Source organism: Mobilitalea sibirica, from assembly GCF_015999265.1.
GTDB classification, from domain to species: Bacteria; Bacillota; Clostridia; order Lachnospirales; family Lachnospiraceae; genus Mobilitalea; species Mobilitalea sibirica.
In genome coordinates this window covers 16,131-32,552 of record NZ_JAEAGR010000013.1, presented here as the reverse complement: position 1 = coordinate 32,552, position 16,422 = coordinate 16,131, and the positions used below count along the sequence as shown (strand labels likewise).

Here is a 16,422-nt window from a genome sequence, read left to right as displayed (position 1 = left end):
ACTCAAGGAGCTGCTTCTAAGAAGGTACCACAATATAGATTACATAATGTCCATGGAGATCATGGACTTTCTTACATTTATTGATAAAGCTATTCAGAAAGAGGATGATGAAAAGCTTTATCAAATGTGGTTAGCGAGATACATTCTTATGACTAAAGAAAGCTTCATTACCTTTGAGGCATTTAAAGACATGGTTACCGGTAAAAACATAGATATGCGTTCTACAGCTGAAATACTTTCAGAGATAGATGAAGTAGAAGCCTTATTTGAGAGAAGGTGAGAAAGTGGCACTTGAAATATTTAAACTTGTCGGGTCGATATTCGTAAATAATGAAAAAGCTGATGAAAGTATCGCTAAAACCGATAAAAAAGCTCAGGGCTTAGGTACAACCTTAGTAAAAGGTGTAGGTACAGCTGCTAAGTGGGGAGCTGGACTTGCTACGGCAGCAGGGGCAGGAGTAACAGCTATTACAGGCTTAGCAACAAAAACAGCTAAGACAGCAGACAATATAGATAAAATGTCTCAAAAAATTGGCATATCGAGAACAGCATATCAAGAATTAGATTTTGTAATGAGCCAATCGGGTGCCAGTGTTGATAGTCTTAAATCAGGATTAAAAGCACTAACAAACCAAATGAGCATGGCACAAGATGGTAGTGCAACATCTCAAAAGATGTTTGATGAGTTAGGTGTTTCATGGGATGATGGGACAGGTAAATTAAAAGATCAGGAAACAATGATGTTTGAAGCCATGACAGCCCTTCAAAACATGGAAGATCAGACAAAAAAGGCAGCATTGGCCAATGATTTATTTGGTAAGGCAGGTTCGGAAATGATGCCTATGCTAAACGGAGCTGCCGGAAGCATTGATAAGATGCGAAAGCAAGCACATGATCTAGGATTAGTTTTATCTGATGAAACGGTAGATGGTGGTGTTAAATTCACAGATACAGTTGATCAGATAAAAAGGTCATTAGGAGCTATGGTGAGTAATCTTGGAGCTTCGGTTATGCCTTTGGTTCAATCATTTGCAGATTTTCTATTAGCTAATATGCCGATGATACAAAGTTTATTTCAACAGTTGGCACCGGTTATTGCTCTAGTATTTACTAATCTGTTACCGCCAGTCATGCAACTAATAGAAACATTACTTCCGGTATTGATAGAGTTATTCACTACGATTATACCGGTAGTTACAGAAATCATTAATGCAATATTACCGATCCTGATTGAACTCTTTAATATGCTATTACCTCCGATCATGGAGCTTGTATCTACCCTGTTACCGCCACTGTTAGAGATATTTAAGGCACTCATGCCAATATTAACAACAGTCATTGAGTTATTGAGACCAATCCTGAAGCTGATAACAGACTTGATAGGACCAATAATATCATTAGTTACAAGTGCAATCACACCCTTGGTTAACATTGTGACATCTCTGATAAACATGGCATTGAAGCCTTTAATCCCGGTTATTAAAATCGTAGCTGAAGTATTTAATTCAGTCTTAGGAAATGCTATAGATTACATAAAAAGCCAGATTGATAACCTCAAAGGTGTATTCAACGGTATCATAACATTCTTCAAAGGAGTCTTTACAGGAAACTGGAAACAAGCATTTGAAGGACTTAAGCAAATAGCCGGTAACATTATGAATGGTGTTATCAATGTGGTTAAGTATCCAATTAATTCAATGATATCTTTGGTTAACGGATTTATTCGGGGATTAAATAAACTTAAGATACCGGATTGGGTTCCGGGAGTAGGTGGAAAAGGAATTAACATTCCGGAGATACCTAAGCTTGCGAAAGGTGGAACAGTATACAAAGCAGGTAGAGCAGTAGTCGGAGAGGCAGGAGCAGAGCTCTTAGACCTTCCTGCCGGTGCAAGGGTTACACCTCTTAATGGTAGTCAAAAAGCATTGGGAGGAGAGGAAACAACCAACTTATTATTACAGATTATAGACTTCCTTAGCAGATATTTCCCTGAATTCCTTGAAGCAATTAAGCAAGGTAAGGACGTTTATCTTGATGATACAAAGGTATCGAAAAAATTAGCACCGTCTATGAGCAGGGAACTGGCTTCAAGAAATAAGATTGGTGCAAGGAAAGTCGGGGTGGCACATCCATGATTATATTAGACGGAAAGAAATTAAGTGAATTCGGATTAATCTGTCAGCCAGGACATGAACATCCAATGACACCAATATTTGAAAATTTATCATTGGCTATACCGGGTAAAGATGGCTTATATGTGTTCGGTACCGAAATAAGAGAAAGACTTATTACATTACCATTAACATTAATAGAAATAGATAGAGTTATAAGGCAGCAGAGACTTCGTGAATTTGCTGCCTTTTTAGTTGATGTATATGGTAAGCCAAGAATGATAAAGCTTGTCTTTGATTATTCTCCTGATAAGTATTATATGGTGAAATGCAGTGAACAGATGATACCGGAATTACTTAAGAGTACAGGATCCTTTGCTTTACCATTCACAGCTTATGATCCTTATGCTTATTCCGTTGTATATGCAGATGAAGTAACCTGGGGAAGTGATGTAATAACATTTCAATCCAGTTATAAACTAGGACATCCCGGATCAGCAGGTACCATTAATATTACAGGACCAAAGACACTTGATATCTATTTAGATGGATTAGCTATAAAGCCGGTAGTAGAGATATCCGGAAGTGCTACAAGCTTAAGTCTGAGTGTTAATGGATATACAATAAACTTACCAGCCTTTAGTAATGCATCATGGGTAATAGACTGTGAAAAGTATACGGTTCTGAAGAATGGCAGCAGTGAGTTTGGAGCAGTCAGCCTCCGGGACTTTATTCTTCTACCGGGGAACAATCCGGTACAGGTGGCCGGAAGCAATATCAATGTAACAATGCGGATTAAGGTGAGGGATAAATACATATAGGAAGGGTGATGGCATGGCAATATTATTAGATCCAAATGATAGTCTAAATAAGGGCTATCCTAAAATAAATGCAGCAATAGAGCAGGCAGAAAGAGCAGAAAATAAGTCAAATGAGGCTATCGAGACAGCCAATGAAGCAAAATCAAAAGCAGACCAAGCTAATCAAAAATCAGATAGTACGCAGGAGCAGTTAAACCAAATTGTGATACAGGGCGACTCTTCGGTTGAAGCAGCTCAGGCAAGAGTGGATGCAGACGGATACGCATACGGCACTCTTAAAGAAAGATTAGATACAGAAAACAACAAAGTTAAATCCAAGTTAGACGGTATAGCAATCAATGTAAAAGATTTTGGAGTTGTTGGTGGAGGTATAGTAGACGATACACAAAAGTTTTTAGAATGTATTGCTGCAATGCCAGAGGGCAAAAAACTAATATTTCCCCAAGATACTTATTTGATAGATGATGTTAATATTACAAAATCTATTAATATAGATTTCAATGGGTCAACTATACTATGTAGTGGTTCCAACGGAATTACATTAAGTGGTACGCTAAAATCTACTCATGCCGTAACATCGGATTATGTTGAGGCTACAAGTAAAAACTCTTTATTATTAGATAGTGTTGCAGGTATCGAGGTAGGCGACTTGATTAATGTAATATCTACTGAGCTTTATGACACATCAAGAGCGTACTATTATAAAGGCGGAAATGCTATAATTACAAAAATAAATGGCAATACGGTTTACTTTGATTTAGTATTTCCTTTTGATATGACCGCAGCATCTATTACCGTTAAAATTTATTCACCTATTACTACAAAAATTGAAAATGCCGGAGAAATAAAAGGACAGCAACTTCTTTCGACTTCAGTAAGTGGGCTTACTATAAAATACGGCAAAAATATAGAGGTAAGCAATGTTAAAACTGACAATTTTCAAAACAATATAGTGGTTGAAAGATGTGTTCATACGACACTAAATCTTCCAATTACTGGACATGCGAAAAACACGACATCTGATGCATGGGATGGATACGGAATTCTGATAAACAGTTGTACGGATATCAATATTAACAACGCTCAAACCAATAGCGGACAACACGGAATAACATGGGGTGGATGGGAGGTTAATTTTGGTATACATATTAATGGCGGTGTCTATAAATCCGAAGTGTGGAGCTTGGGAATTGGCGGTCACGAAAATGCCTATGATATAATCATTAATAACTGCAAGGCATACGGTTTCAATGTGACAAACAATACAACTATGAGAAATTTTACTAATCTAGTTGGAGAAATAAGCACTCATGAGTCAAGAATTGCTCTTTCTGAAAGTGGCAGATATGCAAATTATTTATTTGAAAATTGCGACTTTGGGAAAAAGCAAATATTATTAGTTGATAATTATCAAGTTGTATGTCCAACTAGAAAGTACGTTGGCTCAATAGTTTTTCAAGATTGCAAAAACTTTTATTTAAAAACAGAAGTAAACTCTTTATCATCTGGGGTTAAGATTGCTGAAATTGATAAGATATCCTTTACACGATGTAAAGATTTTTATCATTATATTTCTGACATAATCAACACTCTAAAAATTAACGATAGTGAAAGTAAAGTGTTGGCAAACATTATATATCAAAACGCTGTTGGCGGCATAACACAGAAGATTAATAATATCATTATGGATAACTTTATTATACCAAAATACTATAACAGTATTTTTATTGCTAATGCAGATAATGTTTTCGTAAAAAATCTATCATATAACACCGCAGATGGTGGTAATGCACAAGAGGTATTTAAAGGCATAGCATATTTGTACTTAGAGAATTACAACAACAACACGGCGCAAAGAGGTTTATTATTAAACACTATCGGAAACCTTAAAATAATAGGAGGAGATATATTATTATACGACACACTTGCAACAGCATTAAGCGCAACAACAAGAACAGAAGCGAAAGGTGCTAAAATCAAGGGTGAATTTATGGATATTATGTCCGCAACAGACAGCCGAAAATATAAGGTTCAAATTAATTCAAGTGGCGCACAGTTTATAACGTTGATAGTTTAATAGAACAGTAAGAAGGTGATACATTGCTTATAGTAAAAGACAAAAACATGACAGAAATAGGCATTCTTGAAAATACCTATAACATATCAGTACAGAGGACAGTCAACGAGGTTTGGCAGTCCTCTTTTTCATTACCAAAAACAGATCCAAAGAATTCGCTCTGTAGTCATTTGAATTATATCGAGATAATCAGTCCATCTGGAAGAAATTACGGATTATATCGTATTATGCCAACAGAGACGATTAAGAGTACAGATGATGATAGTATTACATACAAATGTGAGCATGTTCTTGCCACTCTAATGGATGATGTAATAGATGATTACTTACAACTTACCGGTTATAGTACAGCCAATGCTTTACAGGCTATATTAAATTACCAAGATACGCAGAGATGGGTTTTAGGACAGGTAGACTTCAATTATTTCTTCAATTACTCCTATGAAAATGAAAACGGCTTACTTGCACCTTTATTAAGTATCCCGGTACCATTTGCAGAGCCATATGAGTTTACATTCGATACAACAGTTTTCCCATGGGTATTAAATCTAATCAGACCTAGTGATGATGTCAAAGCGGAGATCCGTTGGGGTAAAGATATGATTGAGTTTAACAAAGTATCTGATCCTACAGAGATTGTTAACTACATCATCCCTAAAGGTACCGGTGAAGGTGTAAATCAGCTTACGATAGCAAGTGTAAATGAAGGATTGAAATATCTTAAGGATGATGCATCAATAGCTCAATGGGGTAAGAGATCGTATATATGGATAGATAAGTCGTATGAAAATGCTCAGCTACTTAAAAACAGCGCGCAGTCACTTATTAATCAGTGGAAGGATCCTAAGATATCCTTTGAAGTCGGAAGTGCTGATTTATCCATCCTTCCGGAATATGCTCAGGAACGTAAGGTCCTCAATGGTGTAACTAGGATAATAGTTGAGGATGAAGAATACCTGGCACGTATCATAGGAGAGGAAGTCGGTGACATTACAAAAGAATATGAGGTAAGTTACCAGATCAGCAATAAACTAGACGATATAGCGACCACACAGGCTGATATGGAACGTAAGCAGCAGGTAGCAGCTGCTTATGCTCAGGGAGCTACTAACATCATGAATTTTAGTTATCAGGATAATTGTGATAACCTCATACCGGCATTAATACCATTTTACATTGATGATGATGTGGTTAACGTGAATACGTGTGAACTTACCTTCAGGACAAAACCTTTCAGGGCTTATGAAAAGGCCATAGCAGGCGGTGGAGCAACGACAAAAACATCTACTGATAGTAATATCCCTATAATCAGAGTCAATTCAGATATTTCAGAGCCTTATAGTGGAGATCATAGGCACAAAGTAACCATTGCAAGTGACTTTGTATTACACACTCATAATATTGTACTAGAAGATCACGTTCATGAGATAGAATTTGGTATTTATGAAAGTGATTTACAAGCTGAAGCAGTACAGATCTGGATAGACGGAAATGCTTATCCAACGACAGAAATAAGCGGAGACAGAATAGATCTTGTTGATTATCTTTCAAAAGATGGTAATGGAAAAGTTACAAGAGGAAGACATGAAATATTAATGTACCCAAGCACCCTGGCAAGGATTGAAGCAGATGTTATTCTCCGGGTGTTTATTCAGAGCCGGATCGGTGGAGTTTACTAAAAAAGAAAGAAGGTAGAAAGAATGAACAGAGTTAAAGCTTTATTTACAGCATTTTTCTCAGCATTGGCTGGCTGGTTAGGGATACTGGCAATACCTATGCTTATTTTGGTTTTATGTAATCTTATTGATTACGCTACAGGATTGGCAGCAAGCCCATACCGCAAACAAAAGATAGACAGCTATAAAAGCTTCCGGGGTATAGTGAAAAAGGTGTGCATGTGGTTATTAGTAGGTATTGGAGCCATAGTAGATTGGCTGATTATTTACGCTGGTGAAACAGCAGGTATTACAGTACCGATAACGTTCTTAATAGCTTGCATTGTAGCCATATGGCTTATCTGCAACGAGATTATTAGTATATTAGAAAATATAAATGATATTGGAGTAAAGCTGCCGCCTTTCCTGAAACCTTTAGTTAAAAATATTAAGAAGCAGGTTGAGGATAAGGCAACGATAGGAGATGAGTATCAATGAAAATCAACATTGATGCCGGCCATGGAACGAATACAGCAGGCAAACGTACTCCTCCAATGCCTAAGGATATCATCATAGACGGTAAAGTCATATGTAAAAAAGGAGAGCAATTCCGGGAGCATATAGCTAACGTAGGAGTTGCTTTTTTATTGGAACAGGAACTTAAGCGTTGTGGATTTGAAACCTTTAGGACCGGTTGGGATGATGATAATGCGTATGATGATCCTGATCAGGGATTAGCTGATCGTCAGAGAGCGATAGCAAAAGCAAATTGTGATTACAGCATAAGTATCCACTTTAATGCCTTTGGTGATGGCAAGACATTTAACACAGCAGAAGGTGTTGGCATTTACATACATAACAGGTACCAAGGGCAATCTAAGAAGCTGGCTGAGATAGTCCTTAAGCATCTGGCCGGAGGTACCAAACAGAAAGACAGAGGAGTAACTCCTTATGGTTATGCAATGGTAAATTGTAATAACATGGATGTCAAAGGTGCTATCTTAGTGGAGCTTGCCTTTATGACAAACCTCCGGGAAGCCACAGAGTTAATGGTGGTAGAAGAATTCTGGAAAGAGTGTGCTTTAGAAATAGCAAAAGGACTTTGTGAGTATACCGGTATAAAATATATTCCTGAGCAAACTCATCCTGAAAGAGTAACAGTATACTCTCCGAAGGAAGATATCAGATGGCTTCAGAGAGGACTTAATCAGATCCTTCCGGAATGGTTTCCAAAAATATCAGAACATGGCATATATGATGATTGGACACGTTTTGCAGTCTTAGCACTATGGATTGAGAACGGATGGGGTAAACACATGAATGATGATGGAAAGACAGCAGGTAGATCAACTTGTAAAGATATATATAAAAGAATATCGAAATAAGAAATCCCCCGGTTCAATTAAAACCGGGGGGATTTTTATGCCTTCCAATTGAAGCCACAGCTTTGGCATACAAACATTGATTTATGTATAGTTTTAGTTTTGTAATTTTTAGGCTTAAATATTTTGATAATTAACATCGGTAGTGTAAGGAAAAACCATAATAACAATTCAATTAACCAACCAAAACACAACCAATATAATATTCCATGATGCTTTTTCTTTAGTTTAGTTTCTGAGACCATTTGAACATTTACATTCTCACTTCCACACTTTTGGCAAATCATATTAATACCCTCCTTAGTAAATACAATACTTACCACTGTATTATATTACCATTTTGATTATTTGTAAATAAAAAGATACCCCACGCATCTCTCTCCAGATGCGCAGGGCTCCTAATTTTCTTAGATTATATACACTATGGGTTATTGCAATTTGGCGGACCGGACGGCGAACTTGCCGCTTCACAAAGGTATTTATCACAGCGGTATGCGATGCCTTATAAAGAGTGTATTGCAATTTTAAACGATATCGGAACGGAAGAAATGGCACATATGGAGATTGTCAGTGCAATCGTTCATCAGTTGATTAAGAATATTACACCGGAACAGATTGTAGAAAGTGGATTTGACAAATATTATGTAGATCATACCTTAGGTTTATGGCCACAATCAGCTGCCGGAATTCCGTTTACCGCAACCTTCTTCCAAAGCAAGGGCGATCCGATTACAGATCTGGTTGAAGATATGGCCGCTGAACAGAAAGCAAGAACCACCTATGATAATATTCTCCGATTGGTTCATGACCATGATGTATGTGAGCCGATTAAATTCCTTAGGGAAAGAGAAGTAGTTCATTTCCAGAGATTTGGTGAAGCCTTAAGAATTGTTCAGGATCATCTGGACTCAAGAAACTTCTATGCGGTAAACCCTGCGTATCTACCTGATTTATGTAAATAGTTTTATATTATATAATATAACATTATAGCCTAAACTCTGAATGCAAAAAGCTCCCTGCTAAATGGCAGGGAGCTGAATAATATAACTAATCATGATAAAAATTCATCGCTAAGGTCTCAGCCTCTTCTGCGGTCTTTGCGGGACCATAATAGGTATTTATATCATCACCGTTTGCTATATAAAGGTTTATTTTAGTAAAACTCATGTCACTAACTGATAACGATATAATATTATCGAATAAATCATGATTATCTTTTCCATCAATAACAAAGAGGGGAATATGTTCTTCCTTGTTTCGTTTCCGTGTTAGGTTATCAATAAAACTTCCATAATCATAGGATGAATTCATATCATTTATGCTACGATACGTAACGTTACCTTCCATAATAGTTCCCTTTAACTCGGTCGGACGAAAGAAGGATTTTTGCCAGCGAACATGTAAAGTAACAATGGACTTTTTTCCTTCTAATGTACATACAGAAACTGTTTTATTGATACCAATCGGAATATGATATAGTATAGCTCCTACCAATAAAATCAGTATCATAATAATGAATATCTTTTTGCTTTTCATACTAATTCCCCTAATAACTCTATGTTTTCATTTGTATTATACATTACATACACAAAATTAACAATAAAAGGAAACAGAGTTTCGTATTATATCAAAATTGAATTTATAAATATATGGTTGAGTATAGTTAGATGAGCAGGACAGATGATAGTTTCAAATAAAGCCCATGAGGAAAATCGAAAAAAGTGATTGACAAATTCTGATTGTAGTATTATGATGTTCACATCAATAAAGTGAAACCGTTGAGAAAGAAGAGTAGGCTTTAGTACAACATTACAGAGAGTCGCAGGTGGTGGGATGCGATATGGAGTTTTTAGCTGAATGGGCTTTTGAGGGCAACCCGAACTAAGAGTAGGCGTTGACGGAAACCATAACCGTTATAATCATGGCATATATTATTGTATATGAAAGAGTGGACAATGAATGTATTTCATCACGGATACATTCATAAAGAGTATATTCCTTAGGAACATATTCTTTCGTCAATTTGAGTGGTACCGCGGATTTTTATTCGTCTCAAGTATATTAATACTTGGGGCTTTTTTTATTGTATAAATGTTCATCATATATGATAAAAAACGCATCAAGTTGAATTCTTCCAAGCCGGTAAAATCGTTAATAACATAAAAGAAGTGAGATCACTCACAAGACAGACAATGTTGTTAATGCTTATCAGTAAGGAATTTAATCAGAGACAGAATAAAAAACCACAAAAATGACAGGACACAAACAGTAAAAAACAACGGAGAAAAACAAACGGGATAACTAATAGTTGATAATATTATTCAGAAGTAGACGATCTAAAAACGGTCCATATATTAAAATAATATGAGTGATTTAGTAATGGAATCGGCATATAAGAAAGAAAAGGGAGGAAAGTAATATGAAAAAATTGATAATGTCAGCATTAATTTTAACTATGGCAGCAGGGCTGTTAGCAGGATGCGCTAATAGCAAGAAGGAAGGACAGGTAACCATTGGTATCGGCCAATTTGCTGAACATGGGTCCTTAGATAATTGTAGAGAGGGTTTTTTAGCGGGTCTCGCTGAGGGCGGATATGTAGAAGGAGAGAATTTAAAGGTTCTTTTTGAGAATGCACAGGCAGACGGAGGAACAGCTGCTCAAATCGCAGATAATTTCATGGCAAAAAAAGTTGATTTAATTGCAGCAATTGCAACACCGATGGCACAGAGTGCATATAGCGCAGCTAAGAAGAAGGATGTTCCGGTTATCTTCACCGCAGTAACCGATCCGGTGATGGCAGAACTGGCCAAAGAGGATAAGACACCAAATGGTAACATAACCGGTACCAGTGATAAACTGCCGGTGGAGAAACAGCTGGAGATGATTCGTAAAGTATTACCGGAAGCGAAAACAATAGGCATTATGTATAGCACCAGTGAAGTGAACTCTGTTTCCGCTATTGAAGAGTATAAGGCAGTAGCCCCAAATTACGGTTTTGAAATCATAGAGAGCGGTATCTCTACAGCGGCAGATATTCCGTTAGCGGCAGATAATTTATTGGAGAAGGTAGATTGTCTGAATAATTTAACGGATAACACGGTAGTAAGCTCCCTTCCTGTTATTCTGGATAAAGCGCAGGAAAAAAACATCCCTGTCTTTGGTAGTGAAGTGGAACAGGTTAAACTTGGATGTTTAGCAACGGTAGGCCTGGATTATTTTGACCTTGGCGTTCAAACCGGTAAGATGGCAGCGCAGGTTCTTAGGGGAGAGAAAAAAGCCAGTGAGATTAATTTTGAAGTGATTGAGGAAGCATCCTTCTATGGTAACAACGCTGTAGCCGATCAGTTGGGAATTACGCTACCGGAAGAACTGGTAAACAGTGCAAAAGAAATGTTTGATGAGATATCAGAATAGAAAACTTGATTATAAAATAATGATTCGTTTCATTTATATGTGACATGCTCATGCCGGCTACTTTTCAAAACGTTTCATGGCACTGAGTAATTATAATTCATTATCATAAGCATGGCGGTTTGATTGGTAGCCAGCGTAACACATTGTAGGAGGTAATTATGTTAACGATACTGTTAGGAATATTGGAGGAAGGACTCGTCTATGGGATCATGGCTTTGGGAGTCTACATAACGTATAAAATACTGGATTTTCCTGATCTATCCGTGGATGGGACGTTTCCATTAGGAGGAGCGGTAACGGCCATTTTAATCGTGTCGGGGGTAAATCCCGTATTAACATTAGTTATCTCCTTTTTTGCCGGAGCAGTTGCCGGTGTTATAACAGGACTGATTCATGTGAAATTAAAAGTCAGGGATTTACTGTCAGGTATTATTATGATGACTGCGCTATATTCAATAAATCTTAGGATTGCAGGTCGTGCCAATCTGAGCATATTTTCAAAAGAGTCTATCTTTGAAAATTTTGTATGGGATAAACTTATTCCGGATTTCTTTTCTCCTTATTTGGTTGTATCCCTTTTATTCTTTATTATAGTTATTATGAAGCTGTTATTAGATCTGTATCTAAAAACAAGATCCGGATATCTATTAAGAGCGGTTGGTGACAATGAGGCCCTGGTTACATCCTTGGCAAAGGATAAAGGAACTGTTAAAATTCTTGGGCTGGCAATCGCCAATGCTTTGGTGGCTCTGGCCGGAAGTATCTATGCTCAGATGAGCGGGTTTTTCGAAATTTCACTTGGTACAGGAACGATTGTCATTGGTCTGGCCAGTGTAATTATCGGAACGAATATCTTTAAAAGATTTACTTATTTTAAAGCAACTACAGCAGTTATTATAGGAGCCATTCTTTATAAAGCGTGCGTATCCTTTGCCATATCTCTTGGTATGGAGGCATCGGATCTAAAGTTGATTACAGCAACCCTGTTTCTGGTCATTTTAATAGTCAGTAATGAACGAAAAAGGAGGGTTAAAGGCAATGCTTGAATTAAGAAATATTAATAAATACTATAATCCGGGAACCATCAATGAAATGTGTTTGTTCAGGGATTTTAACTTAACCATTCTGGATCAGGAATTTGTATCAGTTGTGGGAAGTAACGGTTCAGGTAAAACCTCCATGCTAAATATTATCTGTGGCAGTATTCCTACGGATCAGGGAAGTATCATTGTTAATCAAACAGATATTACTACTATGTCCGAGTTTAAAAGGCTTAGAAAGATCGGTAGGGTTTATCAAAATCCTGCTATGGGAACCTGCCCTAGTATGACCATTCTGGAGAATATGTCTCTTGCTGATAATAAAGGACAAAGCTTTAACCTTCGATGGGGAACCAATAAAAAGAGGATTGAGCGATACAAGGAAAGTCTAAAAAGCCTGAATTTAGGTCTGGAGGATAAATTAGATGTGACCGTAGGAGCTTTATCCGGGGGACAAAGACAGGCCATGGCGCTTCTGATGGCCACAATGACACCAATTGAATTCTTAATACTGGATGAACATACAGCAGCTTTGGACCCCAAGACCGCGGAGCTTATTATGGAATTAACAGATCGAATAGTGAAAGAGAAGAAGCTGACCACCATTATGGTAACCCATAATCTTCGTTATGCAGTGGAGTATGGGAATCGTCTGTTGATGATGCACCAGGGAAATGTTGTGATTGACCAGGCAGGTAATAATAAAAGAACTTTAAAAATCGAGGATATTCTGGATAAATTTAATGAAATTAGTATCGAATGTGGCAATTAATTCTGTAATAATGGATATTGCATTTATAGAATCTTATGATATACTAAGAATACTTAAAAAATTTTAAGCAGAGTAGGATCATGTGCGTTAAGTGCCGGTTGAACAGGGAGTTGTCAATCGGACGAAAAGGAAACTTGCGGTGCGTGGTCCGCATCCCGCTGCTACAGTAGATAATCAAATATTTCAATTATTTGATGTTATCTCTTATTGTAGTAAAAGGTCTGCAAAGGAGGTAATTTTTTTATGCAAAGATTTTTATTATTATTGAAAGAATCTTACGCAGAGTTTAAGAATGTAAGATGTATCACCCTCGCAGCCATGTTTGGTGCAATCTCAATTGTTTTAGGAAGTTTAACCGTAATGGTCGCAGATTATCTAAAGATTGGATTTTCCTTTCTTCCGAACCGATTTGTCTTTTTCCTTTTCGGACCGTTGGTCGGTGGTTTTTATGGTGCCGCCATGGATATCTTAACCTTTATAGTGAAACCGACCGGCACGTTTCATCCGGGTTTTACGTTTAATGCAGTGTTAACCGGAATTATATTTGGATTTATCCTATATAAGAAACCGGTCAGTATAAAGCGTATCTTAATTGCTAGTATTATTCATATGGTTGTGATTAATTTTTTCTTAACAACTTTATGGCTTACTACCTTAACCGGAAGAGGATTTTTTGTTATGCTTCCTGCGAGAGCATTAAAGGCTTTGATTATGTTGCCGATTGAAACCATTCTATTCTATACCGTGGTAAAGGGAGTAGAAGCCAGTGGTATACTAAAACTGATTCAGGGTAAGAAAAGTTATGTACAATAATCTGGTCTTCACCTTACCAAATAAGGATACGAAGTAAGTCGGGTATTAACTTATTTATGATACGATTGCATTGGATTAATTAAAATCTTTATAAGATAACTGAAATACGGAGTAGATCAAGATACAGTGATATGTATTTTGTATCAACTCCGTATTTTATATTCTTAATTAAAATCCATATCAATTTAGTGACTTGTTGATACGTGCTATAGATGAGCATAAGAAAGGGAATAAAGGTTTTGATTAATTATGCTAAGCAGAAAGGATAATTGAATTGAAAGATAAAATCGTAAGAGAATATTTTCAAACCGGGTTGACAAATCCTATGAATAATCCTAAATTAATTAGTAGATAAAAACTGGAAACTTATAATCTATTATAGGAGGATTTGAAAATGCCTTATATCAGTACAAAAACCAACTTAGAGATTACGAAAGAGAAAGAAAACGTGCTAAAACAAAAGCTTGGAAAAGCGATAGAATTAATCCCGGGTAAAAGTGAAGCTTGGCTCATGTTATCTTTTGAAGATAAGGTTAACCTGTATTTTAAAGGTCAATCTGATCAGGGAATTGCGTTCGTGGAGATTAAGCTTTTTGGCTCGGCTAATTCAGGTATATATGATAAAATGACAGCGGCAATCACGGATATTTTGAAAGAGGAGTTATCCATAGCTCCAAGCCAAATCTATGTCAGATATGAGGAAACGAAAAATTGGGGGTGGAACGGTAGCAACCTATAGATAAGTCTAAGCGTTAACGTTCTATTGTTTTACTTACCATACGGAAAGTAATGTATTGTAATCCCTACAAAAATGAAGCTTTATAATTAGTTTAGTGTATTGACTAATTATTAACATGCATGCTAAAATGGGTAATTAGATAACAAATGAATTAAATAAATCATATAAGGAGGAAGAAAATGAGTAATTTATTAGTAGCACAATCCGGCGGACCTACCGTTGCAATAAACGCTACCTTGGTTGGTGTATTACAGGGAGTTCGTGCCAGCGGAAAAATTGATAAAGTATATGGTGCCAAAAACGGTATAGAAGGTGCAATAAAAGATAATTTAATTGATTTAAATGAGTTAATAAGGGATACGAAAGCAATGGATACCCTTACTTATACACCTTCATCCGCTTTAGGTTCCTGTAGATATAAAATGAAGGATTGGCGTAAGGATGATGAACCTTATAGGAAAATAATCGAAACCTTCAAAAAATATGATATTAAATATTTTATCTACATCGGCGGTAATGATTCTATGGATACTGTTGATAAGCTGTCTGAATACTGCAGCTTGAATAATCATGATTTTTTCATCATGGGAGCTCCTAAGACAGTAGATAATGACTTAAACTTAACCGATCATAGCCCCGGCTTTGGATCTGCGGCAAAATACATCGCAACAACGATTGCAGAGTTAGAAAGAGATATTAATGTCTATGATATACCTGCAGTTACTATCGTAGAAATCATGGGTAGAAATGCTGGCTGGTTAACAGCTGCTGCAGCGCTTGCAAGAGTGAATGGCGGTACAGGTGCGGATTTAATCTACTTATGCGAGAAAGATTTTGACAACGAAAGATTTATTGCTGATGTGAAAAAGAAATTGGCTGAAAAACCCGGTGTATTAGTAGCTGTGAGTGAAGGTGTAAAGGACAGTACCGGTGCCTATGTATCCGATCAGATGTCTTCAGGAGCCGTTGATAATTTCGGTCACAAATACATTGCCGGTGCTGCCAGAGCTTTAGAGCAGATGGTAAGAAATGAAATTGGATGTAAATGCCGTTCCATCGAGTTAAATCTGATGCAGAGAGCAGCAGCTCATATTGCCAGTGAAACTGATATTATTGAATCCCTTATGTTAGGTCAAAAAGCACTTACCTGCGCTTTGGACGGACAGACCGGTAAAATGGCTGCGATTAAGAGACTTAGCGACAAACCTTATCTTGTAGAATTCATTAGTGTACCGGTGAATGAAGTAGCTAATCATGAGAAGGTTGTTCCCATGGAATGGATTACACCGGACGGCCATGATGTAACCGAAGAGATGATGGATTACTTGAAACCATTAATTCAAGGAGAGACTAATCTGAAATACGAGAACGGAATACCAAGTCAGATTAAACTATATTAATATTTTTTTAAGTAGTAAAAATCTATATATGATCATATAGACCAAAAAGAGGAGGTCTTAAAAAGTTATCGGGATACGAACCTTTTAAGATCTCCTCTTTTTTATTACATTTTAATAATTGTCTTTTTCGATAATGCTTTATTCTTTCTACTAAAAGAATGCATGACATATCCGGTAAAAATCATCAGATAATATAA

General features: G+C 36.8%; 15 protein-coding genes, 1 riboswitch and 1 other annotated feature. Of the genes, 14 read left to right on the top strand and 1 reads right to left on the bottom strand.

The genetic code is table 11. From position 1 onward, the window contains the following. Nucleotides 1-61: 61 nt before the first annotated feature. The 8 genes from I5677_RS12070 to I5677_RS12035 all read left to right on the top strand — a co-directional run bounded on the left by I5677_RS12070 (nt 62) and on the right by I5677_RS12035 (nt 9,008). Nucleotides 62-280, top strand: coding sequence for a hypothetical protein (locus I5677_RS12070; RefSeq protein WP_197661881.1), 219 nt, complete (start codon nt 62-64; stop codon nt 278-280). Next, nucleotides 267-2,135, top strand: coding sequence for a phage tail protein (locus I5677_RS12065; protein WP_197661880.1), 1,869 nt, complete (start codon nt 267-269; stop codon nt 2,133-2,135). The genes I5677_RS12070 and I5677_RS12065 overlap by 14 nt, the downstream gene beginning before the upstream one ends. Next, nucleotides 2,132-2,932, top strand: coding sequence for a distal tail protein Dit (locus tag I5677_RS12060; RefSeq protein ID WP_197661879.1), 801 nt, complete (start codon nt 2,132-2,134; stop codon nt 2,930-2,932). Before I5677_RS12065 ends, I5677_RS12060 begins: the two co-directional genes overlap by 4 nt. A gap of 13 nt (nt 2,933-2,945) precedes the next feature. Beyond that, complete coding sequence (locus I5677_RS12055; RefSeq protein ID WP_197661878.1) at nt 2,946-5,009, top strand: alanine-zipper protein; 2,064 nt, start codon at nt 2,946-2,948, stop codon at nt 5,007-5,009. Between the two features lie 23 nt (nt 5,010-5,032). Further along, a complete protein-coding gene (locus tag I5677_RS12050) occupies nt 5,033-6,688 on the top strand; it encodes a phage tail spike protein (protein WP_279380764.1) in 1,656 nt (551 codons plus the stop codon). A gap of 21 nt (nt 6,689-6,709) precedes the next feature. Then, nucleotides 6,710-7,162 carry a phage holin family protein gene (locus I5677_RS12045; protein ID WP_197661876.1) on the top strand — a complete coding sequence of 151 codons (453 nt, stop codon included), beginning with the start codon at nt 6,710-6,712 and terminating at the stop codon, nt 7,160-7,162. Then, nucleotides 7,159-8,049, top strand: a complete 891-nt coding sequence (locus tag I5677_RS12040) for an N-acetylmuramoyl-L-alanine amidase family protein (protein ID WP_197661875.1) — start codon at nt 7,159-7,161, stop codon at nt 8,047-8,049. The genes I5677_RS12045 and I5677_RS12040 overlap by 4 nt, the downstream gene beginning before the upstream one ends. Before the next feature lie 398 nt (nt 8,050-8,447). Next, nucleotides 8,448-9,008 (top strand): manganese catalase family protein, encoded by a 561-nt coding sequence (locus I5677_RS12035; RefSeq protein ID WP_408632540.1) that lies wholly within the window; start codon nt 8,448-8,450, stop codon nt 9,006-9,008. An 85-nt stretch (nt 9,009-9,093) separates the two neighbouring features. On the opposite strand, the gene I5677_RS12030 is transcribed toward I5677_RS12035, so the two are convergent. Beyond that, on the bottom strand, nt 9,094-9,582 hold the full coding sequence (locus I5677_RS12030; protein ID WP_197661874.1) for a hypothetical protein: 489 nt from the start codon (nt 9,580-9,582) through the stop codon (nt 9,094-9,096). A gap of 233 nt (nt 9,583-9,815) precedes the next feature. Further along, nucleotides 9,816-10,104, top strand: a binding site (T-box leader). 397 nt (nt 10,105-10,501) lie between these two features. Between I5677_RS12030 and I5677_RS12025 the strand changes: the two genes are divergently transcribed. The 6 genes from I5677_RS12025 (at nt 10,502) to I5677_RS12000 (ending at nt 16,225) form a co-directional block, all read left to right on the top strand. Next, nucleotides 10,502-11,461, top strand: a complete 960-nt coding sequence (locus tag I5677_RS12025) for an ABC transporter substrate-binding protein (RefSeq protein WP_408632539.1) — start codon at nt 10,502-10,504, stop codon at nt 11,459-11,461. Nucleotides 11,462-11,619: 158 nt separating this feature from the next. Further along, the gene (locus I5677_RS12020) at nt 11,620-12,507 is read left to right on the top strand and encodes an ABC transporter permease (protein WP_197661872.1); all 888 of its coding nucleotides are present in this window, start codon (nt 11,620-11,622) and stop codon (nt 12,505-12,507) included. After that, nucleotides 12,500-13,273: an ABC transporter ATP-binding protein gene (locus I5677_RS12015; RefSeq protein WP_197661871.1), complete on the top strand. Its 774-nt coding sequence runs from the start codon at nt 12,500-12,502 to the stop codon at nt 13,271-13,273. The genes I5677_RS12020 and I5677_RS12015 overlap by 8 nt, the downstream gene beginning before the upstream one ends. A 66-nt stretch (nt 13,274-13,339) precedes the next feature. After that, nucleotides 13,340-13,436, top strand: a riboswitch (THF riboswitch). 80 nt (nt 13,437-13,516) lie between these two features. After that, complete coding sequence (locus tag I5677_RS12010) at nt 13,517-14,086, top strand: folate family ECF transporter S component (RefSeq protein ID WP_197661870.1); 570 nt, start codon at nt 13,517-13,519, stop codon at nt 14,084-14,086. A gap of 394 nt (nt 14,087-14,480) precedes the next feature. Then, on the top strand, nt 14,481-14,825 hold the full coding sequence (locus I5677_RS12005) for a phenylpyruvate tautomerase MIF-related protein (protein WP_197661869.1): 345 nt from the start codon (nt 14,481-14,483) through the stop codon (nt 14,823-14,825). A 179-nt stretch (nt 14,826-15,004) separates the two neighbouring features. Further along, nucleotides 15,005-16,225 carry a 6-phosphofructokinase gene (locus I5677_RS12000; RefSeq protein WP_197661868.1) on the top strand — a complete coding sequence of 407 codons (1,221 nt, stop codon included), beginning with the start codon at nt 15,005-15,007 and terminating at the stop codon, nt 16,223-16,225. Nucleotides 16,226-16,422: the final 197 nt, after the last annotated feature.

Bases quoted from the DNA above. Each gene is read 5' to 3' on its own strand.
- I5677_RS12070 (WP_197661881.1), top strand. From the start codon at position 62: ATGGACTTTCTTACATTTATTGATAAAGCTATTCAGAAAGAGGATGAT.
- I5677_RS12060 (WP_197661879.1), top strand. From the start codon at position 2,132: ATGATTATATTAGACGGAAAGAAATTAAGTGAATTCGGATTAATCTGT.
- I5677_RS12055 (WP_197661878.1), top strand. From the start codon at position 2,946: ATGGCAATATTATTAGATCCAAATGATAGTCTAAATAAGGGCTATCCT.
- I5677_RS12045 (WP_197661876.1), top strand. From the start codon at position 6,710: ATGAACAGAGTTAAAGCTTTATTTACAGCATTTTTCTCAGCATTGGCT.
- I5677_RS12040 (WP_197661875.1), top strand. From the start codon at position 7,159: ATGAAAATCAACATTGATGCCGGCCATGGAACGAATACAGCAGGCAAA.
- I5677_RS12030 (WP_197661874.1), bottom strand. From the start codon at position 9,582: ATGAAAAGCAAAAAGATATTCATTATTATGATACTGATTTTATTGGTA.
- I5677_RS12025 (WP_408632539.1), top strand. From the start codon at position 10,502: ATGGCAGCAGGGCTGTTAGCAGGATGCGCTAATAGCAAGAAGGAAGGA.
- I5677_RS12020 (WP_197661872.1), top strand. From the start codon at position 11,620: ATGTTAACGATACTGTTAGGAATATTGGAGGAAGGACTCGTCTATGGG.
- I5677_RS12015 (WP_197661871.1), top strand. From the start codon at position 12,500: ATGCTTGAATTAAGAAATATTAATAAATACTATAATCCGGGAACCATC.
- I5677_RS12010 (WP_197661870.1), top strand. From the start codon at position 13,517: ATGCAAAGATTTTTATTATTATTGAAAGAATCTTACGCAGAGTTTAAG.
- I5677_RS12005 (WP_197661869.1), top strand. From the start codon at position 14,481: ATGCCTTATATCAGTACAAAAACCAACTTAGAGATTACGAAAGAGAAA.
- I5677_RS12000 (WP_197661868.1), top strand. From the start codon at position 15,005: ATGAGTAATTTATTAGTAGCACAATCCGGCGGACCTACCGTTGCAATA.